19 protein-coding genes are annotated in these 21,574 nt (G+C 67.3%); 8 read left to right on the top strand and 11 right to left on the bottom strand.

Translation table 11 applies throughout. The annotated features are described in order from the left end of the window. The first annotated feature begins 75 nt into the window (after positions 1-75). The 3 genes from PCA10_RS13185 to PCA10_RS13175 all read left to right on the top strand — a co-directional run bounded on the left by PCA10_RS13185 (position 76) and on the right by PCA10_RS13175 (position 2,277). The gene (locus PCA10_RS13185) at positions 76-639 is read left to right on the top strand and encodes a TetR/AcrR family transcriptional regulator (RefSeq protein ID WP_016492588.1); all 564 of its coding nucleotides are present in this window, start codon (positions 76-78) and stop codon (positions 637-639) included. A gap of 60 nt (positions 640-699) precedes the next feature. After that, positions 700-1,179 (top strand): nuclear transport factor 2 family protein, encoded by a 480-nt coding sequence (locus tag PCA10_RS13180; protein ID WP_016492587.1) that lies wholly within the window; start codon positions 700-702, stop codon positions 1,177-1,179. 198 nt (positions 1,180-1,377) lie between these two features. Further along, complete coding sequence (locus PCA10_RS13175) at positions 1,378-2,277, top strand: bestrophin family protein (RefSeq protein ID WP_016492586.1); 900 nt, start codon at positions 1,378-1,380, stop codon at positions 2,275-2,277. Positions 2,278-2,587: 310 nt separating this feature from the next. On the opposite strand, the gene PCA10_RS13170 is transcribed toward PCA10_RS13175, so the two are convergent. Then, complete coding sequence (locus PCA10_RS13170; protein ID WP_016492585.1) at positions 2,588-3,418, bottom strand: oxidoreductase; 831 nt, start codon at positions 3,416-3,418, stop codon at positions 2,588-2,590. Positions 3,419-3,544: 126 nt separating this feature from the next. On the opposite strand from PCA10_RS13170, the gene PCA10_RS13165 reads away from it, so the two are divergent. Further along, a complete protein-coding gene (locus PCA10_RS13165) occupies positions 3,545-4,444 on the top strand; it encodes a LysR family transcriptional regulator (protein WP_016492584.1) in 900 nt (299 codons plus the stop codon). A gap of 167 nt (positions 4,445-4,611) precedes the next feature. Here the strand turns inward: PCA10_RS13165 and PCA10_RS13160 are convergent, their stop codons facing one another. Continuing rightward, positions 4,612-5,958 (bottom strand): MFS transporter, encoded by a 1,347-nt coding sequence (locus PCA10_RS13160; protein WP_016492583.1) that lies wholly within the window; start codon positions 5,956-5,958, stop codon positions 4,612-4,614. Between the two features lie 314 nt (positions 5,959-6,272). Between PCA10_RS13160 and PCA10_RS13155 the strand changes: the two genes are divergently transcribed. Continuing rightward, on the top strand, positions 6,273-7,709 hold the full coding sequence (locus PCA10_RS13155) for an aldehyde dehydrogenase family protein (protein ID WP_016492582.1): 1,437 nt from the start codon (positions 6,273-6,275) through the stop codon (positions 7,707-7,709). A 311-nt stretch (positions 7,710-8,020) separates the two neighbouring features. Here PCA10_RS13155 and PCA10_RS13150 read toward each other — a convergent pair whose 3' ends face one another. Next, the gene (locus PCA10_RS13150) at positions 8,021-9,295 is read right to left on the bottom strand and encodes an OprD family porin (RefSeq protein ID WP_016492581.1); all 1,275 of its coding nucleotides are present in this window, start codon (positions 9,293-9,295) and stop codon (positions 8,021-8,023) included. A 163-nt stretch (positions 9,296-9,458) separates the two neighbouring features. On the opposite strand from PCA10_RS13150, the gene gcvA reads away from it, so the two are divergent. Both gcvA and PCA10_RS13140 read left to right on the top strand, forming a co-directional pair. Beyond that, positions 9,459-10,364 carry a transcriptional regulator GcvA gene (gene gcvA, locus PCA10_RS13145; RefSeq protein ID WP_016492580.1) on the top strand — a complete coding sequence of 302 codons (906 nt, stop codon included), beginning with the start codon at positions 9,459-9,461 and terminating at the stop codon, positions 10,362-10,364. 118 nt (positions 10,365-10,482) lie between these two features. Further along, positions 10,483-11,373 carry an NAD(P)-dependent oxidoreductase gene (locus PCA10_RS13140; protein WP_016492579.1) on the top strand — a complete coding sequence of 297 codons (891 nt, stop codon included), beginning with the start codon at positions 10,483-10,485 and terminating at the stop codon, positions 11,371-11,373. A 206-nt stretch (positions 11,374-11,579) separates the two neighbouring features. Here the strand turns inward: PCA10_RS13140 and PCA10_RS13135 are convergent, their stop codons facing one another. From PCA10_RS13135 to PCA10_RS13100, 8 genes are all read right to left on the bottom strand, one after another. Then, positions 11,580-12,782 carry a CaiB/BaiF CoA transferase family protein gene (locus tag PCA10_RS13135; RefSeq protein WP_016492578.1) on the bottom strand — a complete coding sequence of 401 codons (1,203 nt, stop codon included), beginning with the start codon at positions 12,780-12,782 and terminating at the stop codon, positions 11,580-11,582. Continuing rightward, a complete protein-coding gene (locus PCA10_RS13130; RefSeq protein ID WP_016492577.1) occupies positions 12,772-13,167 on the bottom strand; it encodes a PaaI family thioesterase in 396 nt (131 codons plus the stop codon). The genes PCA10_RS13135 and PCA10_RS13130 overlap by 11 nt, the downstream gene beginning before the upstream one ends. Positions 13,168-13,183: 16 nt before the next feature. After that, positions 13,184-13,990, bottom strand: coding sequence for an enoyl-CoA hydratase/isomerase family protein (locus PCA10_RS13125; protein WP_016492576.1), 807 nt, complete (start codon positions 13,988-13,990; stop codon positions 13,184-13,186). A gap of 11 nt (positions 13,991-14,001) precedes the next feature. After that, positions 14,002-14,766 (bottom strand): SDR family NAD(P)-dependent oxidoreductase, encoded by a 765-nt coding sequence (locus PCA10_RS13120; protein WP_016492575.1) that lies wholly within the window; start codon positions 14,764-14,766, stop codon positions 14,002-14,004. Between the two features lies 1 nt (position 14,767). Continuing rightward, entirely contained in the window at positions 14,768-15,916 is a 1,149-nt protein-coding gene (locus PCA10_RS13115) for a thiolase family protein (RefSeq protein WP_016492574.1), read from the bottom strand. After that, complete coding sequence (locus PCA10_RS13110; protein ID WP_016492573.1) at positions 15,913-16,269, bottom strand: Zn-ribbon domain-containing OB-fold protein; 357 nt, start codon at positions 16,267-16,269, stop codon at positions 15,913-15,915. The genes PCA10_RS13115 and PCA10_RS13110 overlap by 4 nt, the downstream gene beginning before the upstream one ends. 278 nt (positions 16,270-16,547) lie before the next feature. After that, positions 16,548-18,710, bottom strand: a complete 2,163-nt coding sequence (locus PCA10_RS13105; RefSeq protein ID WP_041770248.1) for a xanthine dehydrogenase family protein molybdopterin-binding subunit — start codon at positions 18,708-18,710, stop codon at positions 16,548-16,550. Further along, positions 18,707-19,189 carry a (2Fe-2S)-binding protein gene (locus PCA10_RS13100; RefSeq protein WP_016492571.1) on the bottom strand — a complete coding sequence of 161 codons (483 nt, stop codon included), beginning with the start codon at positions 19,187-19,189 and terminating at the stop codon, positions 18,707-18,709. The genes PCA10_RS13105 and PCA10_RS13100 overlap by 4 nt, the downstream gene beginning before the upstream one ends. A gap of 431 nt (positions 19,190-19,620) precedes the next feature. On the opposite strand from PCA10_RS13100, the gene PCA10_RS13095 reads away from it, so the two are divergent. Beyond that, entirely contained in the window at positions 19,621-21,567 is a 1,947-nt protein-coding gene (locus PCA10_RS13095; RefSeq protein ID WP_016492570.1) for an alkaline phosphatase D family protein, read from the top strand. The last annotated feature ends 7 nt before the right edge of the window (positions 21,568-21,574 follow it).

The following is a 21,574-nucleotide window of genomic DNA, read 5'->3' as shown; positions in this document are numbered from 1 at the left end:
GATCGGGACGACCGTTCGTAACTTTTCCAGCGAAGCCGCTTGCCCTTTGAGAACGATCGTTCTACCTTCTCTTCCATGGACAGCAAATCAACTTCCGACGCCCGAGAAAAGCTTCTCGAAACCACCGAAGACCTGATCTACAGGAACGGCATCCAGGCCACCGGCATGGACTTCCTGGTCAAGGAATCGGGTGTCTCGAGAAAGACCATCTACAAGTATTTCGGAACCAAGGACGAACTGGTGGCCGAGGTATTGCGGCGCCGCGACGAACGCTGGATGAACTGGTTCATGACCTCGGTCGAACGGGCCGAGACCCCCGAGGCACGCCTGCTGGAGATATTCAGCGTGCTCAAGGGCTGGTTCCTGGCCGAAGGTTTTCGCGGTTGCGCCTTCATCAATACCGCAGGCGAGACGGGTGATCCGCAGGACCCCGTCCGGCTGGTCGCCAAGGAGCACAAAGAGAAGTTGCTCGAGTTCGTTCGAACGATTTGCCAGGAATATGGCGCCCCCGATCCGGATGCCCTGGCCAGGCGGTTTCTGGTCCTGATCGATGGCGCCATTACCGTTGCCCATGTGCTGGGGGATTCCAGCTCGGCGGATGATGCGCTGGAGGTTGCGCGCACACTGCTGGGTAAATAGGGATACCTGCCAGCGGGCAGCTTTCAACTCTAGAACCGCTCTTTCAATTGGAGACAGCTCATGTCCTCTAACGCTGAAGTTCGTCCGCCACTTCCCCCTTTCACCCGTGAAACGGCCATCCAGAAAATCCGCCTGGCCGAAGATGGCTGGAACAGCCGCGACCCCGAGAAAGTGTCCCTGGCCTATACCCTGGACACCAAGTGGCGTAACCGCGCCGAGTTCGCCAACAACCGCGCCGAGGCCAAGGCCTTCCTCACCCGCAAGTGGATCAAGGAACGCGAGTACCGGCTGATCAAGGAACTCTGGGCCTTCACCGACAACCGCATCGCCGTGCGCTACGCCTACGAGTGGCACGACGATTCGGGCAACTGGTTCCGCTCCTACGGCAACGAAAACTGGGAGTTCGACGAGAACGGCCTGATGTTCAACCGCTACGCCTGCATCAACGACCTGCCCATCAAGGAGTCCGAGCGCAAGTTCCGCTGGCCCCTCGGCCGCCGTCCGGATGACCATCCGGGGCTTTCCGAGCTGGGTCTGTAAGCCCTTCGCGAGATGGGTGGCGCCCCTCGGCGTCACCCTCAGCCATCGACGATACCTATTGGCTACCCTACTCCACAGGTATGGCCGATAAGCCTTGATAGACTTCATCGATGACCCGGTCATGACCAGCGATTGGACGCCACGCGTCCCGACGCCTTAGCTTTCACCTGGTCCTACTCCCTGGCGCCAGGTACTTCGATGATCGTCCGCCCCAAACCCAACCTGCTGAGCATCCTGACCACCCTGAAGGGCTCCATCGCCCGGCACATCGCCCTGCGCACCCTGATGGTCACCCTCCTGGCCTGCCTGATCGTGGTGGTGGAGAACCTCTACCCCGGCTGGTTCAGCCGGGTCGATGCCATGCCCTTCACCCTGCTCGGGCTGTCCCTGTCGATCTTCATGAGCTTTCGCAACAATGCCTGCTACGACCGCTGGTGGGAGGGCCGCAAGGCCTGGGGCCAGGTGATGGTGGAAGTGCGTTCGTTCATTCGCCAGAGCGTGGCGATCAGCGACCCGGCCCTGCGGGAAAGCCTGCTGCGCGAGCTCTGCGGCTTCGCCCACGGGCTCAAGGCGCGGCTGCGCGAGGAGGACGAACGCAAGGCTGCGCGCCCCTGGCTGGCGGACGCCCCGGAAGCCTACGGCCTCAACCTCTGCGACGGCATCCTGCGACGCGTCGGCCGGCAATGCTCGGAGCTGGCCAACCGCGGCGAGATCAGCGAGTGGCGCTACACCAACCTGGAGGCGCGCCTCTCGGGCCTGTCCGCCGCCCAGGCCACCTGCGAACGGATCAAGGGCACACCCCTGCCCTTCCCCTACACCCTGCTGCTGCACCGCACCATCTATCTGTTCTGCCTGCTGCTGCCCTTCGCCCTGGCCCATTCCCTGGGCTGGCTGGCCCCCATCCTGACCACCATGGTCGCCTACACCTTCTTCGGCCTGGATGCCATCGGCGACCAACTGGAAGACCCCTTCGGCCTCGATGAGAACGACCTCGCCCTCGAAGCGCTGGTGCGCACCCTGGAGCGGGAGGTCCTCGATGCCCTGGGCCAGCGCGACCTGCCGCCGGCGCTGGAGCCGGTGGACTATGTGTTGAGCTGAGGGCGGTCGGTAGTCCCCCCGATTCGGTGCGCGCGGCGCACCCTACGGTTGATTCCGTGTAGTGTGCGCCATGCGCACCGCCTTCGAAGCGGTGCATCTCCTCTCGATGCGAAAAAAGCCGCCCTGGCAAAAACCGGGGCGAGCCAGCCCGTAGGATGGGTTGAGCGGAGCGATACCCATGCGGACCGCGCTGATGGGTATCGCAGGCTCAACCCATCCTACAAACAGGCGGTGCGCGACATGCAAAAAAACTCGCCCCGGCAAATGCCGGGGCGAGTGTTCAGGCGAAGCTCGGATCGCCGAGCGGTCATCACTCCACAAGATCGGTGGACATCGCCAGCTCCTTCCAGGCCGCCAGCTCGCCTTCCACCAGGCTGTGCTTGTCATGGATGCGCTGCACCGCATCGCTGCCGATCGGCAGGCGCTGGGGCGCCACCTCGGCGTTGACCAGCTCCAGTACGGCACCGGCGAACTTGTTCGGGTCGCCCGGCTGGGCGTGGTTGGCGCCTTCGGCGAAGCGGCGCATGGCGCCTACCGTCTCGTCGTAGTCCGGCAGTTCCAGGGCGGTCTTGACCAGGGACTGCTCGTCGAGGAAGTCGGTGCGGAAGAAGCCCGGCTCCACCACCGTGACCTTGATCCCGAGGGGTTTCAGCTCCTGGTACAGGGCTTCGCTCAGGCCCTCCACCGCGAACTTGGTGGAGCCGTACACGCCCCAGCCGAAGTAGGCCTGGTAGCCGCCCAGGGAGGAGAAGTTGATGACGTGGCCGGAGCCCTGGCGGCGCATGTGCGGCAGTACCGCACGGGTGACGTTGAGCAGGCCGAACACGTTGGTGGCGTAGATGCGCTCCACTTCCGCGCCGCTGGTTTCCTCCACCGCACCGAGGATGCCGTAGCCGGCGTTGTTCAGCAGGACATCGATGCGGCCGAAGCGCTTGATGCCTTCCGCTACCGCCTCATGGGCCTCGCTCTCGCGGGTCACGTCCAGGCGCACGGCCAGCAGGTTGGGGTGTTCACCGAGGCGGGCCAGCACATCCTCGGGTTTACGGGCGGTGGCGATGACCGCATCGCCCACTTCGAGCGCCTTGGCGGCGATGAGGGCACCGAGACCACGGGAAGCTCCAGTAATGAACCAGGTACGCATAGCAACTCTCCTGTGTGGGAACCCGCACCGTGCGGGCTTTCTGTTTGAGTCGGGTTCACTTTATGGCGCCTTTACTCCTGTGATAATCCCAATAAAATTGCATGGGTCTTTGAACAGAATTCAGCAATGAAAGCCGTCGCCGCCGCCGATCTGGTCGTCTTCCTCTGCATCGCCAACCACCTGAGCTTCAGCCGCGCGGCCGTCGAGCTGGGGCTCTCCCCCTCGGCCCTGAGCCACGCCTTGCGCGCGCTGGAGGAACGCCTGGGGGTGCGCCTGTTCAACCGCACCACCCGCAGCGTGGCCCTCACCGAAGCCGGCGAACGGCTCTACGCGCGGATCAGGCCGGCGTTCCGCGATATCGACGACGCCCTGGAAGACCTCAACCAGTTCCGCGACACCCCCTCGGGCACCCTGCGCATCAGTGCCGGCCGTGCCGCAGCGCAGCTGGTGCTGCTACCCCTGGCGAGCCGCTTCCTCGCCGCCTACCCGGAGGTGAACCTGGAGATATCGGCCGATGACGCCCTGGTGGACGTGGTGTCCGCCGGCTTCGACGCCGGGGTGCGGTTCGGTGAGCGCCTGGAGGCCGACATGGTGTCCCTGCCGCTCGGCCCCTACATGCGCTCGGTGGTGGTGGGCTCGCCGGAGTTCTTCGCGCGCCATCCACGGCCGCAGAAGCCCCAGGACCTGCAGGGCCTGCCCTGCATCCGCCACCGATTCCCCAGCGGCAGCCTGTACCGCTGGGAGTTCGAGCGCGGAGGCATGCAGCTCGAGATCGAGGTGGACGGCCCGCTGACCCTGGGGGATGTCGGCCTGATGGTGGGCCCGGCCCTGCAAGGCAGCGGCCTGGCCTATGTGTTCGAGGAGATGGTCCGCGAGCATGTCGCCGACGGCCGTCTGGTGCAGGTGCTGGAAGACTGGTGTCCCTACTACCCCGGGCTGCACCTCTACTACCCCAGCCGCCGCCAGGTGCCGGCGGTGCTCAAGGCCTTCATCGAGTTCGCCCGGGCGGCACGGCAGCCGGCGTGACCAAGCCGTAGGATGGTGTAGAGCGGAGCGAAACCCATCAGCCCCGAACGATGGGTTTCGCAGGCTCTACCCATCCTACGAGGTAGTTCGTAGCCCGGATGCAATCCGGGAACGGTGGTCGGGTTTCCCCGGATTGCATCCGGGCTTCAAGCTGTAGGAGCGGCTACTCAGCGCAGCGGCTGCCCTTTCATCTCCGGCATGCGGATGTACACCACCAGGCTCACCAGGCACACCGCCACCGGGTAGATCCAGAACAGGTGCCCGTAACCGGCGCCGGAAATGGCGGTCATGATGTAGGGCGAAGTGCCGCCGAACAGGGTGACCGACAACGCGTAGGGCAAGGCGATGCCGGTGACCCGCACCTCGGCCGGGAACTGCTCGGCCATGGTCACCGCCGACGCCGCACCGAAGCCGGTCATGATCACCATGGAGATCGTCTGCAACAGCGCCACTTCGGCCAGGCTGATGCCCTGGTAGAGCAGGCCGAAGCTCGGCCAGGCCCAGAGGATGGAAGCCACCGCGAAGGCGATCAGCACCGGACGACGGCCGATGCGGTCGGCCAGCATGCCGGCGAAGGGCATCAGCACCAGCGACACGCCCACGGCGATCACGCCGGCCAGTAGCGTCTCGCGGATCGACATGCCGGTCACCAGGTGCACCTGGGACGGGTAGCTGACCATCCACACGTAGTTCAGCAGGTTGCCGGCCATGGCGACGCCGATGACCCGCGCCACGTCCTTGCGATGCTTGGTGAAGATGTCGCGGACCGGACGCTTCTCCACGGCCTTCTTCGCCACCCGCGACTTGAACACCTCGGTCTCGCGTACCGACAGGCGGATCCACAGGGTCAGCACCCCCATGAAGGCAGCGATGACGAAGGCCACGCGCCAGCCCCAATCCTCCAGCGCCGTGTCGCTGCCCACCGAGGCAAGGACGAAGCCGAGGAGGAAGGACACCAGGGTCCCCGCGTTGATCGCGAACCACTGCCAGGAACCGGCGAAGGCGCGACGGTTGGACGGCGCCGACTCGATCAGGAAGGCCGAGGCGGAGCCGAACTCGCCGCCGGCGGAAAAGCCCTGGGTCAGACGCGCCAGCACCAGGATGATGGGCGCGGCGATGCCGATGCTCTCGTAGTTGGGGCAGATGCCGATCACGAGGGAGGCCACCGACATCAGCAGGATCGACAGGGTCAGGCCCTTCTTGCGCCCGTAGCGGTCGGCGAACGCACCGAGCACCGCGCCACCGATGGGGCGCATCAGAAAGCCCACGGCGAACACCGCCAGCACCGAGAGCAGCGCGGTGAGGCTGTTTCCGGCGGGGAAGAACTGCTTGGCAAGGATGGAAGAGAAGGTGGCGTAGATCACCCAGTCGGTGTACTCGACTATGGTGCCCAGGGTGGCGGCCACGATGGCCTTCTTCTCGGTCGGTGTCAGCTTGCGGCCGTCGGCGACCGGGCTGGCGGGGGCGATGGCGTCAGGCATGAGACCACCGATGGCACTATTGTCGTTGTTCATTACGTAGCTCCCATGAGCACTCTTCTTGTTGTCGAACGCCCGTGGGCGCCCTCTTCTGGTTGGGGAGCAAGATGCAGCGCCGGCGTGATGCGGTGAAGCGAGATTTCTGCCGCTTTCGATTGAGCTTTAATCAAGCCACAAACCTGGCGTGACAAGCGTTACGACTCAACGGCTGGTTGATATTTTCTCAAGCCTGATGGGCCGAAATATCCTTTGAAGGCGGGGCGTCGAAGGCCGAACCTGCCCCCGATGCCCGGGTCGACGAACAAGAATGGCACCCCATGGCCCGGGCCACGAACTGAGGAGACTCGAAGATGTTCCTGAAAGTTGAGAGCTATGTCGGCGGGCGCTTCCTGCCGCCGGCCGAAGGCCGTTACGTCGACAAGCTCGACCCGCGCACCGGCCAGAAGCTGGGCGAAGTCGCCAACAGCGGCCCGGCCGAAGTGGAGTTGGCCATCCAGTCCGCCCAGGACGCCCTGCCCGCCTGGCGCGACATGCGGCCCTCCGAGCGCGGCCGCATCCTCCTCGAACTGGCGCGCATCGTGCGCCACAGCGAAGACCGCCTGGGCGCCCTGGAAAGCGCCGAGACCGGCAAGCCCGGCCACGAGATGGCCGCGCTGATGGACCTTACCGCCCAGTACTTCGAGTTCTACGCCGGCCTGGTCAATGTCATGGACGGCGAAGTCATCAACCAGGGCCCCGGCTACCACGTCTACACCCGCCGCGACCCCTTCGGCGTGATCGGCGCCATCCTGCCCTGGAACGCCCCGCTGCATCAGGCAGCCCGCGCCATCGCCCCGGCCCTGGCCACCGGCAACACGGTGGTGGCCAAACCCTCGGAGCACACTTCGGCGTCCCTGGTGGAACTGGCGCGCATCGCCGTGGAAGAGGCCGGCCTGCCTGCCGGCGTGTTCAACGTGATCGTCGGCAAGGGCAGCGTCATCGGCCCGGCCATGGCGCGCCATCCGCTGATGCGCAAGATCTCCTTCACCGGCGGCATCACCGCGGGCCAGGAACTGGGCCGCATCGCCGCCGAGCGCATCCTGCCGCTGACCCTGGAACTTGGCGGCAAGTCGGCCAACATCGTCTTCGACGACGCCGACCTCGACGCCGCCGCCAAGGGCGCCACCCGCGCCTTCACCTGGAACAGCGGCCAATGGTGCTGCGCCGGCACCCGTCTGCTGGTGCAGGAGAGCGTCCATGAACGCTTCGTCGAGAAGCTGGTGGCCGAAGTGGCCGCCCTCAGGGTGGGCCCGCAGTTCGACGCCACCTCCGGCCCCATCACCACCCACGCGCAATTCGAGAAGATCCAGAGCTATTTCGAGATCGCCAAGCGCGAAGGCCTGGAGCCGGCCATCGGCGGCAAGGTGGCCAGCGGGGAGCACCTGGGCAACGGCTGGTACATCGAGCCCACGGTCTATACCGGGGTGCGCAACGACATGACCCTGGCCAAGGAGGAAATCTTCGGCCCGATACTGGTGGTCATCCCGTTCAAGGACGAGGCCGAGGCCCTGCACCTGGCCAACGACAGCGAGTTCGGCCTGGGCGCCGGTATCTGGAGCCGCGACATCGGCCGTGTGCATCGCATGGCGGCGGGCCTGGAGGCCGGGCGCATCGTGGTCAACGAGTACAGCGGCGGCTTCGTGCAGACACCTTGCGGCGGCTTCAAGCAGAGCGGCTATGGTCGCGAGCAGGGCATCGACGCCCTCTCCCACTACACCCAGCTTAAATCGGTGATCATCCGTCTCTGACACCGACTCGCCGCAAGGCAAACCCCGCCTCGCGCGGGGTTTTTCTTGCCTGGGCGAAATCCGGGAATGCTTCCGCCACCTTGCTTTTTTGTCGGCCGGCCAGGCCCCCCCATCATCTCCGCCCACGAAAAAGCCGGCCATCCGGGCCGGCTCGTTCATGCCAAGCACATCACCACTCGTAGGATGGGTCGGGCGGCGTTCCGCGAGCGGAGCGAAACCCATCAAGCCTGAACGATGGGTTTCGTACCTCAACCCATCCTACGACTGCCCTTCATTCGCCAAGCGGGCCGCAGGCCCGCCCTTCTCCGAAGCTACCAAAGCGGCAGGCTGTAGCTGAGGATCAGCCGGTTCTCGTCGATATCCGGGCCGAAGCTGCTGCGCACACTCGCGTTGCGCCATTTGACGCCGAGGTTTTTCAAGGGCCCGCCCTGCACCACATAGGCGATGTCGGTATCGCGCTCCCACTCCTTGCCCTCCTCCGTCCGGCCGACCACGTCCACGTTGTCCCCCGACAGATAGCGGGTCATGAAGGTCAGGCCGGGAACGCCCAGGCTGGCGAAGTCGAAGTCGTAGCGCGCCTGCCAGGACCGTTCTTCGGCGTTGCCGAAGTCGTTGACCTGCACCAGGTTCACCAGGTAGCCATCGGCGCCGCTGACGTAGGCGAAGCCGGTATCGCCAGCCATGCGCTGGTAACCCAGGCCCAGGGCATGGGGGCCGCGCTTGTAGGTGAACATCGCTCCCAGGGCGCGGTTGTCCACGTTGCTGCCGCCGTCGCCCCGGCTGCTTGCCCAGCGCAGGTCGGACTTGATGGAGCCGGCCTCGCCCAGCTCCTGCAAGTGGCCCAGGGTGAAGTAATGCTGGCGGTAGATGCCGTCCAGCGCAGCGTAGTGGTAGGCGGTGCTCAGCGCCGGCGTCCAGCGGTAACTGGCCCCGGCGAAGTCCAGCGCATTGCTGGTCTTGCTGCGACCGAGCAAGATGTTCCGCGCGCCGCCGTTGAACACCTGCATCTCCTCGTTATCGGTGGAGTTGCGCAGGTTGATGCGGTCGAAGCGACCGAGGTCCAGGCTCAGGTCACGCAGCTCTGCACTGCTCAGCCAGACACCGCGAAAGGTCTGTGGCAGCAGGCGACTGTCATTGGCCAGGGCGATGGGCAACTTGGGCTGCAGGGTGCCGACCTTGAGCAGGCTGTTGGAGGCCCGCAGCTTGGCGGTGAGCCCCAGTTCGCTGAACTCGTCCTGGGCACGGTTGGGCTTTTCCCGGTCGGCCGCAAGCAGACCGGTGCCGCTGCGCGAGGGGCTGGAGTCGAGCTTTACCCCGAGCAGGCCCAAGGCGTCGATACCCATGCCCACGGGGCCTTCGGTAAACCCCGAATCGAAGCGCAGGAGGAAACCCTGGGCCCACTCCTCGGCCTTGCTCTGGGTGGCGCCGTCCTGGCGGAAATCGCGATTGAAGTAGAAGTTGCGCAGCTCGAGGCTGGCCTTGGAATCCGCAAGGAAGTCGGCACTGGCGGTGCCGGCGAGGCCCAGGCCGCAGAGCGCAAGAAGGGTCTGCGGGCCGAGGTGGCGGGCCCGATCGGGAGTGGTCATGGAGCGGCTCTCTGTTGTTGTTGTGATAGGTCCGGGACCGATCCTAGAAAGCCGCCGGAGGCGGTGACAAACGACTAAATAGGGGTGTTCGCTTGAGATTTACTCACGCAGAACTAGAGTAAGATTCCGCGCCCACAGAGCCCCTGCCAAGAAGAATCCCCCCATGGACAGACTGCCGCCGCTCAACGCCGTACGGGCCTTCGAAGCCGTCGCCCGCCACCTCAGCATCACCCTCGCCGCCGACGAGTTGAATGTCACGCCCGGCGCCGTCTCGCGGCAGATCCGCACCCTCGAGGAGTACATGGAGCAGCCGCTGTTCGTCCGTGGTCACCGGCAGATCACCCTGACCCCGGCCGGCGAGCAGTACTTCAAGGCGGTGGCGCGCATCATCGAAGACCTGCGCGGCGCCACCCGCAAGCTCAAGCGCCCGGCCAAGCGGCGGCAGATCAAGGTGCGCGCCTACACCACCTTCGCGATGCAGTGGCTGATCCCGCGGCTGGCCAGCTTCCACCAGGAGAACCCCAAGATAGAGGTGCTGCTCACAGCCTCCCTGGACCCGGTGGACTTCCACAAGGAGGACCTTGACGCCGCCATCCGCCTGGGGGCCGGCGACTGGCCCAACTGCAACTGCTACGTGCTCAGCGACAATGTCCTGGCCCCGGTGTGCAGCCCTCTGCTGCTGGATGCCGGCCCCGGCCTGCAGGAGCCGGCGGACCTGGCCGAGTACACCATGCTGCACTCCATCGCCCGGCCGGACGACTGGGCCCATTGGCTGCAGGCGGCGGGCGTGGCCAACGCCGTGGACGCCCGCGCCGGCATGACCTACCAGAGCTCGTCCATGGCCTACGCGGCGGCGGCCGGCGGCCAGGGCATCGCCATCGCCCAGCTGTTCCTGGTGGAGAAGGAACTGCGCGAAGGCACCCTGGTGCGACCCTTCACCCAGACCGTGGACATGGGCGCCTACACCTACTACCTGCTGACGCCCCGCCACCGCGCCGAAAGCGAAGACATGGCCACCTTCCGCCAGTGGCTGCTGGAACAGGCGCGCCAGACTCGCCACGCCGCTTGAGTTTTCCTCAAGGCCCCATGGCCTAAAAGTGCTTTGTCCGCGTCATTCGCGGCTCCCTAGGATGGATCGGCTCGGCCACCGGCCGGGCCACGTCCATCCGTTGCACTGGAGAACAAGAATGAGCGAAAGCATCGGCTTCATCGGCCTCGGCGCCATGGGCCAGAGAATGGCCCGCCACCTGCTGGATCACGGCTTCGGCCTGGAACTCCACGATCCCGATCCCCGCGCCCTGGCGCCCCTGCTGGCACGGGGCGCGCGCAGCCACGCTTCACCGAAGGCGGTGGCCGACGCCACTGCGATCGTACTGGTCTGCGTGCCCACTCCGGAGATCGTCGAGCAAGTGGTGCTGGGCGATTCAGGGGTAATCCACGGACAGGCCGTGCGCGTACTGGTGGACCACTCCACCACCGGCCCCAGCGTCGCCCGGCGCCTTGACCAGGCTTTGGCGGCACAGGGCATCGCCACCCTGGACGCGCCGCTGGCCGGTGGTGTGGCGGGCGCCGAGGCCGGCACCCTGTCGGTGATGGTGGGTGGCCCGGCCGACGCCTATGCCCGCTGCGAACCGGTGTTCGCCGCCTTCGGCCGCAAGGTGGTGCACCTGGGGGACGCCGCCGGCCTGGGCCAGACCCTCAAGCTGGTGAACAACATGATCGTCGGGGCCACCCTGGTGACCACCAGCGAGGCGCTGCTGTTCGGCATCAAGGCGGGACTCGACCCTGCGCAGATGCTCGACATCCTCAACGCCGGCACCGCCCGCAGTTACACCAGCGAGCAGATGCTCGCCGGCACCGTGCTGAGACGCGAATTCGACTTCGGCTTCCGCCTCGACCTGATGCGCAAGGACCTGCGCCTCTTCCTCGCCGAAGCCGAAACCACCGGCGTGCCGGCGCTGGCCTGCGCGGTGGTGAAGCAGATGTTCGACCAGGCCGTGAACAGCGGCGAGCCCACCCGCGACATGACCCATGTGGTGCAGGTGCTGGAAGGCTTGGCGGGGGTGCGAATCCAGTAGGGAGAGTCCCGTAGGTTAGGCCAAGCGCAGCGCGGCCCAACTTGGGTTGGCGCGACGCGGATGTTGGGCTTCGCGTCGCTCAGCCACAACCTACGGTTCGCGGCTTGTTCCGTAGGAGCGAATTCATTCGCGAAACGGTCCGAAGGACCGCATAGCGCGGCTGGGAGAACGGGCAGCGGAGCTGCCCTTCGCGATTGAAATCGCTCCTACAGGGATTGGCCTTGCACCGCCCCGCTTTCCAGCAACGCCGCCACATCCCCCTCGCCATACCCCAGCTCCGCCAGCACCTCGCGGGAATGCTCGCCCTTGTCCGGCGCGGGCTTGTACGGCTGGCGCGCAGCCTCCTGGCTGTTCACCGGGAAGCCGGGCACCCGCAGGGTGCCGTGGCGGGGATGCTCGATGCGGGCGAGCATGCCGTTGCTGGCCAGTTGCGGGTGTTTCAGCAGGTCCGAATAGTCGGCCACCTTGGCGCAGAGGATGTCGGCCGCGCGCAGGCGTTCCAGCCAATGGGCGGTGTCTTGGGTGGCGAACACGGCGTTGAGCGCTTCCTGCATCTCGGCGCGGTGCGCCACCCGCTGGGCGGAGCTGGCAAAGCGCGGGTCGTCGGCCCATTCCGGGTGGCCCAGCAGGGTGCACAGGCGCGGCCAGCGGTTGCCGTTGTAGGCCGCCACCATGATCCAGCCGTCATTGGTGCGGAAGGCTTCGTTGGGCGCCGAGTAAGGCGCCGCGCTGCCGATCGGGCTGGGCAGCTCGCCGTCGTGCAGGTAGCTGCTGATGGACGACTGCTGCAGGGCCAGGGCCGAGTTCATCAGGCTCACGTCCAGGTGCCCGCCCTCCCCGTCGCGGTGCCGCGCCTGCAGCTTGGCGAGGATCGCCATGCAGGCCATGTAGCCGGTCACCACGTCCACCACCGGCGCCTGCACCTTGCAAGGCGGTGCGCCGGGGATGCCGATCAGGCTCATTAGCCCGGAGTCGGCCTGGAGGATGCCGTCCACCCCGGCGCGGTCGGCGTAGGGGCCTTCCTGGCCGTAGGCGGAGATCGAGCAGTAGACCAGCGCCGGGTTCAGCGCCGCCACCGCCTCGAAGCCCAGGCCCAGGCGTGCCATGACCCCGGGCCGCATGCTCTCGATCAGCACGTCGGCCTCGATCACCAGGCGCCTCGCCACGTCCAGGGCGGCGGGGTTCTTCAGGTCCAGGCAAAGGCCCTGCTTGCCCCGGTTGAAGCCGTGGTAGAGGGCGCTGGAATCGCCTACCCAGGCCGGGCCCAGGGTGCGGCCAAGGTCGCCTTCCGGCGGCTCGACCTTGATCACCCGGGCGCCCATGTCGGCCAGCAGCATGGTGCAGGTGGGACCGGCGGCGATCTGGGTGAAGTCCAGCACGGTCAGGCCCGCGAGTGCGTCACGCAGCATGGCGGCCACCTCCCTGCTTGAACGTGCCCTGGGCGGTGGCCAGCAGCTCGCCCTCCTCCGTCGCCAGCGAGGCTTCGGCGAAGTACAGGCTGCGGCCGCTGCGGATCACCCGGCCACGGGCGATCACGGTGCCGGCGCGGGCGGGCTTGAGGTAGGCGATGTTGAGCATCACGGTGACGCCATGGACCTCCTCCTCGCCCTCGCCGGCGTGCAGCCCGGCGTAGCCGCAGGCGGCATCCAGCAGGCTGGCGATCAGGCCGCCGTGGAGCATGCCCTGGCGGTTCAGGTGGCGCGGCTCCAGGGCCAGGCGGAACTCGGCTTCGCCGGTGCTCCAGCAAGCCAGTTCGACCCCCAGCCCCTGGAGGAAGGGATTGTGCAGTTGCATAGGGTTCTCCCGGCGCCTAGCGCCCCTTGTACTGGGGCGGGCGCTTCTCGGCGAAGGCGGCGCGGCCTTCCAGGCGGTCCTCGGTGTCGCGCAGCACGCCCCAGTAGAGCTCGGTGAGGCGCTGGGCGTCGGCGTCGGAGAGGTGCGCGGTCTGCCGCGCCAGGGCCTGTAGCGCCTGGATCGCCAGGGGCGCCTGGGCGGCGATCCGGCTGGCCAGTTCGAAGGCCCGCTCCACCAGCGCCTCGGGGCACTCCAGCACCTCGGACACCAGGCCCATGCCCTGGGCGCTGGCGGCATCGACCCGCTGGCCGGTCAGGGCCATCTGCATGGCGTGGGCCTGGGGCACCGCCTTGAGCAGGCGGTGCAGCCCGGACACCGCCGGGATCGAGCCCACCACGGCTTCGGGCAGGCCGAAGCTGGCGTTGGCCGAGGCCAGGCGCAGGTCGCACTGCAGGGCCAGTTCCAGGCCGCCGCCCAGGCAGTGGCCGTTGACGGCGGCCACCAGGGGCTTGCGCAGCTCCAGGTCGGCCAGGTCCATCAGGCGGATGTAGAGGCCGGCGTCGGCCGCCGGCTCCTTGTCGAGGAACAGCGCCTCGGCGTAGGACGCCCCGGAGGCCCGGGTGCTCTTGAGATCGGCGCCGACGCAGAAAGCCTTTTCGCCGGCGCCGGTGAGCACCGCGGCCCGCACCTCGCGGCGGTCACGGACCTCCGCGAGGTGGGCGCGCAGCTCACGCAGGGCGTCGACATCCAGGGCGTTGAGGGCCTCGGGGCGATCCAGGCGGATCAGCGCGACGCTGCCCTGGATCTCGAAATGCACGGACATGGCGGGCCTCCTCAGACGCTGGCCGACGACAGGCTGCGCCCGCCGCAGACGTAGAGGGTCTGGCCGGTCACATAGGAACTGGCCGGGTCGAGGAAAAACTCCACCGCGTTGGCGATATCGTCCGGGGTGCCGATTCGCTTGACCGGCACCGTGTCCTTCAGGCGTGCCTGCACCTCGGGCTCGAAGGCCTGGAACAGCGGCGTGTCGACGATGCCGGGGGCTATGGTGTTGACCGTGATGCCCTTGGCCGCGAACTCGATGGCCAGGCTGCGGGTCAGGCTCACCACCCCGCCCTTGGCGGCCGAGTAGTTGGCCTGGCCGAAGCCACCCAGCCAGGCGCGGGACGAGAGGTTGACGATGCGCCCGAAGCCGCGCTCCAGCATCAGCGGCAGCGCTTCGCGGCAGCAGAGGAACTGCGCCCGCAGGTTGGTGTTGACCACCAGGTCCCAGTCCTCCTCGGTCATCTTCAGGAAGCGCTTGTCGCGCACCACCCCGGCGTTGTTCACCAGGAAGTCGAGGCCCGCGCCGGCTTCGGCGATGCGGGCGAAGGCGCGCTCCACGGCGGCGCCGTCGGTGAGGTCCAGGGCGATGCCGTGGACGTCCAGGCCTTCGCCACGCAGGTGTGCCACCTCCTCATCGAGAGCGGCTGCATCGCGATCCAGCAGATAGGTGGTGACCCCTTGGGCCGCCAGGCGACTTGCGATGCCCAGGCCAATGCCACGGGCCGCGCCGGTGATGGCGGCGACCTGGCCCTTGTGGAAACGTCGTGCGCTCATCTCACACCCCCAGCACATGCACGGAAGACGCGGCGTGGTCGACGCCGGCGATGCCGCCGCCGGTGCACTGGGCAACGCCGATGCGCGGCTGGTTGTTGGCCTGGCGGGTGCCGGCACGGCCTTGCAGCTGCCACATCAGCTCCACCATCTGCGCCACGCCGGTGGCGCCCAGCGGGTGCCCCTTGGCCAGCAGGCCGCCACTGGGGTTCACTGGCACCCGGCCACCGAGTCGGGTGGCGCCGGAGTGCAGCAGGGACACCGCGTCGCCGTGGGGCGCCAGGCCCAGGGCCTCGTAATAGATCAGCTCGGCGATGGTGAAGGCGTCGTGCAGTTCCACCACGGCGACGTCGCGCGGGTCCACGCCGGACTGCTCGTAAGCCTGGCGCGCGGCACGGGCGGTGATCTCGGCGTCGAGGATGTCGTCGCGGGCGCCTTCGCGCAGGCCGGACACCACGCTGGAAGCCAGCACGCGCACGTCCCTGGCATGGGGGCCGGGCTTGTCGCCCAGCACCAGGGCGGCGGCCCCGTCCACCTGGGAGGGGCAGCACTGCAGCAGGGTCAGGGGGTCGGCGATCATCCGCGAACCGAGCACCTCCTCCAGGGTCACCTCCGTACGCTGCTGGGCGTACTCGTTGAGGGAGCCGTGGTAGCGGTTCTTCACCGCGATGGCGGCGAGGTCCGCCGGGCTTGCGCCGCGCTCGTGGATGAAGCGTGTGGCACGCATGGCGTACACCGCCGGCAGGACCATGCCGGCGCGGGCATAGAGGTCGGTCTTCTCGTCGTTGCGCTGCAGCGGGATGGTGCCGCCGCCCAGCTGGGTGAGCTGTTCGATGCCGAACACCAGCACCCGCTGGTACTGCCCCGCGAGCAACGCGTGGCGCGCCAGATGCACGGCGGTGGCGCCGCTGGCGCAGGCGTTCTCGACGTTGTAGACCGGGATGCCGGCCAGGTTCAGGTCGCGCAGGATCACCTGGCCGAGGATCATGCCGCCCAGCACGTTGGCGCAGTAGATGGCCTGGATGTCCTTGAGCTCGACGCCGGCATCGGCCACGGCGGCGAGGATCGCCTGCTGGGCCAGTTCCGGCGCCATGACGCCCTGGTGGCGGCCGAAGCGGGTCATGGCCCCGCCCATCACATGCATCTGGCTCATGGGCGCACCTCCAGGGCTTCGAACACATAGCCGTAGTCGGCGTCGGCAACGATGCGGTAGCGGCCACCGATCAGCGGGCGCTCGCCGCCAGTCAGGCGGCCGAACAGGCGCACCGGGCCTTCGAGGTCCAGGTAGCCCAGGGCGAAGGGATTGATGCCACTCTTGGCGCTCGGGTGGATGATGGTGAAGCTGTACAGCTCGCCCTCGCCGGCCAAGGATTCGACCTGGTACTGGTCGGCCAGCGGCGAGTGGCCGGGCAGCGCTGGGAAGACCAGCTCGCCGGTGGCGATATGGCGGGAGCCAAGCAGGCGCGAGGGGCTATCGGCCCCCCAGAGGGATGGCAGCGGGTTCATGTCGACCTCCTGTTGTTGTAAGCCGCACGGGCGGCTCCGGACTGGGGTCATGGTCGACATCGGGACTGGGCGCGACAAACGATATAAAGACCGCTGCCAGTTGAGTTTTTCTCAAGCCATCAGGCGTACGGCTCTGTAGGTTGGCGCAGAGCGAAGCGAAGCCCAACAGCGGGATGGTGGCCCGTAATCGTTGGGCTTCGCGTAGCTCAGCCCAACCTACGGGAGGGGGCGCACCTTACCTCACCGGCACGGTTTCGTGCCGGTGGGGATGATGGCGATCAGGCTTGCTTCAACTCCGCCGGATCGATGGGCAGACTGCGCAGGCGCTTGCCGGTGGCGGCGAAGATGGCGTTGACCACCGCCGGGGCGATGACCACGGTGGAAACCTCGCCCAGGCCGCCGGGGGATTCGCCGCTGTTGATGATGTGGGTTTCGATGGGCGGCACCTCGTTCATCCGCAGCAGCCGGTAGCTGTCGAAGTTGCCCTGCTCCACCCGGCCGTCCTTGAAGGTGATGTTGCCGAACAGCGCCGCCGTCAGCCCGAAGACGGTGCCACTCTGCATCTGCGCCACCACCGAGTCGGGGTTGATGGGGATGCCGCAGTCCACCACACCGGTGATCTTGTGCACCTTCACCGTGCCGCTGGCGTCCACGCTCACCTCCGCCACTTGGGCGGCGTAGGTGCCGAAGCAGTAGGTCAGCGCCAGGCCGCGACCGTGGCCGGCCGGCAGCGGCGAATCCCAGGCGGACTTTTCTCGGGCCGTTTCCAGCACCTTGATGGCGCGGGGGTGCTTCTGCAGCAACGGCGTGCGGTAGCTGAAGGGGTCCACCTGGTTCATGGCCGCCAGCTCGTCCATGAAGCCCTCCACCATGAAGGCGTTCTGGGTATGGCCCACGCCGCGCCAGAACGCCGGGACTATGCCCTCCGGCGGTTCGTGCCGCACATAGTGCACCGCCAGGTTGGGGAAGGCGTAGGGCCCGGCGGCGTCGCGCACGGCGTCGCCGTCGATGCCATCCTTGAAGCGATCCGGCGCCCAGCGCGCGATGATCGAGCCGCCGGTCACCTTGTGGGTCCAGACCACCGGCCGGCCCTCGTCGTCCAGGCCGGCGGCCAGGTGGTTGTAGTGGAACGGCCGCAGGGTGCTGTGGCGGGTGTCCTCCTCGCGGGAGTAGACGACCTTCACCGGGTAGTCCACCTGCTTGGCCACCTCCACCGCGTGCTGCACGAAATCCACCTCCAGGCGCCGGCCGAAGCCGCCACCCAGCAACTGGTTGTGCACCACCACCGACTCCTCCGGCAGGCCGGTGAGCTGGGCCGCCAGGGCCTTGGCCCGAGTCGGCACCTGGACGCCTAGCCAGAGGTCGCAACCGTCCTTGCGCACATGGGCGGTGCAGTTCACCGGTTCCATGCAGGCGTGGGCAAGGAACGGCACCTGGTAGACCACCTCCACCTTCTTCGCCGCCTTGGCCATGGCGCCCTGCACGTCGCCCTCGGCGCGGGCCTGGACGCCATCGGCCATGGACGCCTGCTTGATGTTCTCCAGCAGGCTGGCGCTGGAGACCTTGCCGTTGGCGCCCTCGTTCCACTTGATCTGCAGCGCGGCCAGGCCCTTGCGCGCGGCACCGGTGTGGTCGGCGATGACCGCCACGGCGTTCTTCGTGTGCACCACCTTGCGCACGCCGTTGACCGCCATGGCCGGCGCCGCGTCCACCGACTCGAAGGTGCCGCCGATGATGGGACAGATGGTCAGTGCCGCCACCTTCACCCCTTCGGGGCGGGCGTCGATGCCGAACATGGCCTTGCCGGTGACCTTGGCCGGACCGTCGGTGCGCTGGGCCGGCGTGCCGATCAGCTTGAACCGGGCCGGGTCCTTTAGCGCCACCTCGCCCGGTGCCGGCAGCTTGGCGGCGGCGTCCACCAGCTCGCCGTAGCCCAGCTTGCGGCCGCTTTCCGGGTGGAGTACCGCGCCGTTCTCGGCCTTGCAGCTTTCCATCGGCACGCCCCACTGTTGCGCCGCCGCCGTCACCAGCAAGGTCCGCGTGGCGGCACCGGCCTGACGCAGGGGCAACCAGTTGGCCGGCACCGAGGTGGAGCCGCCGGTGACCTGGAAGCCGAGCATGGGGTTGGCGTAGCGTTTGTCATCGGCCGGGGCGTGTTCGATCAGCACCTGGTCGAGGGGGACCTCCAGTTCCTCGGCGATCAGCGCCGGCATGGAGGTATAGGTGGCCTGGCCCATCTCCACCGGCTGGATGATGAAGAACACCTGGCCGCTGCGGTCGATGCGGATATAGGCGTTGGGGGTGAACTCGCCCTCGGCGGCCTCGGCGTCGGTCATCAGGCCCGGCAGTGCGAAGCCCACCAGCAGGCCGCCACCGACTGCGGCCGATACCTTGAGGAAACCCCGGCGGCTGAAACCGACGGGGGCGGTCATGCCGTTCATGCTGCGTCCTCCGCTTTGCCCGGTTGCGCCTTGGCCGCCACCTTGATGGCCTCGCGGATACGCAGGTAGGTGCCGCAGCGGCAGATGTTGCCGGACATGGCGCCTTCGATTTCCGCATCGCCGGGGTTGGGGTTGCTCGCCAGCAACGCGCTGGCCGACATGATCTGCCCCGACTGGCAGTAGCCGCACTGCACCACCTGCTGCGACAGCCAGGCCTCCTGCACGCGCTTGCCCACATCGGTGGCGCCTATGCCTTCGATGGTGGTGACCTCGGCCCCCACCATGGCGCTCACCGGCATCACGCAGGAGCGCACGGCGTTGCCATTCATGTGCACGGTGCAGGCCCCGCACAGGGACATGCCGCAGCCGAACTTGGTACCGGTCATGCCCAGCACGTCACGCAATACCCAGAGCAGCGGCGTGTCGGGATCGACGTCGACGCTGTGCTCGACGCCATTGATTTTCAAGGTGAGGGCCATATCGCCTCCCGTTGCTTCTCATCAGGACGGAGCCCGTCTCGGCGGGCATTCCACGGTTGCCCAGGGCACGGCGATGGCCCTGGTGGATAGGCAGTAGCGAAAGAATCAGGGAGCGCCTGAATGCAGTTCGGGAACAGGGCTTGAGCGGCGATCAAGCGCTTCCCGGAACATGCTTGCCTCCACGGGCAGGGCGTTCCTTCTGGATGGAACGGCCGGCGGCGTCAGGTCGCCGGTGCGGGTGACCCCAAAAAGGCTAGAAGCGCCTGGGGAAACTGCCAATTGATTTAAACGCACTACTGGGCTGAGTTTTTTTCAAACCATGTCCTGTGCAGCCCGCTTAAGCCAAGCTTAAATTCGCCCCCCAGGCCCTCAACCTGCGCAGCCCATCGCGTTATCCTGTTGCGTCCGATTGCCACAGGCCCGTTGTCCCGATGTCCGCTCCCGTCCCCCAGCAAGCCCTGCCACCCGTCCTCGCCGGCCCCATGCTGCGCCGCCTCGAACCCGGGCGCCTGGTGCTCTGGCTGGTGGGCACGCGGCAGCTGGCGCCGGTGCTGCGGCTGTGGGTGGACGGCGAGAGCCGCGACTACCCCCTGCAAGGCGAAGCCTGCTGGGTGCTGCCCTTCGGCCGTCATGCCTTCGTGCACCTGATCGACCTGCGGCTGGAGCAGCCCCTGCCCCAGGACCGGCAGATCGACTACGACCTGCTGCTCGACGGCGAGGGCATCGCCTGCTGGGCGCCGCATCTGCTCCACGCCCAGGCGCCGCGGCCGAGCTTCGTGCTGCGCAAGCGCATCGACCAGTTGCTCCACGGCTCCTGCCGCAAGCCCCACTTCCCCTGCAACGACGGCCTGCTCTGCGCCGACGACCTGATGGCCGCCGGGCCGGCGCCCGAGCAGCGCCCCGCCCTGCTGATGCTGAGCGGCGACCAGATCTACACCGACGACGTGGCGGGCCCGATGCTGCGGGCCATTCACCAGTTGATCGAGCGGCTCGGGCTGTTCGACGAGCACCTGGAGGGCGCCGTGGTCAGCGACAGCGCGTCGCTCTACCAACACCCGGCCAGCTACTACCACCGCGCCGACCTGCTGCCCGCGCTGAAGAGCAATGAAACCCTGCGCGAACGCTTCTTCGGCGGCAAGCGCAAACCCATCTTCACCAGCAGCAACGCGGAGAACCACCTGGTGACCCTGGCCGAGGTCATGGCCATGTACCTGCTGAGCTGGTCGCCCGTGCCCTGGACCCTGATCGAGCCGCGAATGCCGGAACTCGGCCCCCGGGAAGCCGAGCGCTACCGCCTGGAGGAAGGACGACTGCAAGGCTTCCGCGCCAGCCTGCCGCGTGCGGCGCGGGTCTTCGCCCACCTGCCGACGCTGATGATCTTCGACGACCACGACATCACCGACGACTGGAACCTCTCCGCCCAATGGGAAGAGACCGCCTACGGCCATCCGTTCTCCAAGCGCATCATCGGCAACGCCCTGGTGGCCTACCTGCTCTGCCAGGGCTGGGGCAACGACCCGGACGCCTTCGGCGAGCCGCTGGACGACCTGCAAGCCCTGGCCGCCACCGCCCGCACCGATCACCACCTGGACAGCGGCGGCCTGGATGCCCTGATCGACCGGCTGATCGCCTTCAACCGCTGGCAGTACGTGCTGCCCACCGAGCCCGCCCTGGTGGTGCTGGACACCCGCACCCGTCGCTGGCGCAGCGAGATCAGCCTCGCCCGGCCCTCCGGCCTCCTGGACTGGGAGGCCCTCAGCGAATTGCAGCAGGAGCTGCTGGACCATCCCTCGGCGATCATCGTCTCGCCGGCGCCGATCTTCGGGGTCAAGTTGATCGAGACGGTGCAACGGATCATCAGCGCCTTCGGCTACCCGCTGCTGGTGGACGCGGAGAACTGGATGGCCCATCGCGGCGCCGCCCAGGTGATCCTCAATATCTTCCGCCACTCGCGTACGCCGGGCAGCTACGTGATCCTCTCCGGCGACGTGCACTACTCCTTCGTCTACCAGATCCTGATTCGTCATCGCCAGGGCGGCCCGAAGATCTGGCAGATCACCAGCAGCGGCATCAAGAACGAATTCCCCAGGGCCCTGCTGGATGTGTTCGACCGGCTCAACCGCTGGCTCTATGCGCCGCGTTCGCCGCTCAACTGGTTCACCAAGCGCCGCCCGATGAAAGTGGTGCCGCGCACCCCGGCCCACAGCAAGGCCGGCGAGCGGCTGTGGAATTCCGCCGGTCTAGGGCGGGTGTTCTTCGACCAGGAGGGCCGGCCGTCGCGCATCTTCCAGCTGAACGCCAATGGCGCCGAGCCCACCGAGTTCCTCGAGGACCGCGACGACCAACCGGCTGAACAGACTCAGGCGCGGCGCGTATGATGCAGGC

The organism is Pseudomonas resinovorans NBRC 106553, from assembly GCF_000412695.1.
In the GTDB taxonomy this organism is placed as follows: Bacteria; Pseudomonadota; Gammaproteobacteria; order Pseudomonadales; family Pseudomonadaceae; genus Metapseudomonas; species Metapseudomonas resinovorans_A.
The sequence above is the reverse complement of the archived record's forward strand: the minus strand, read 5'-3'. Positions and strand labels throughout refer to the sequence as shown.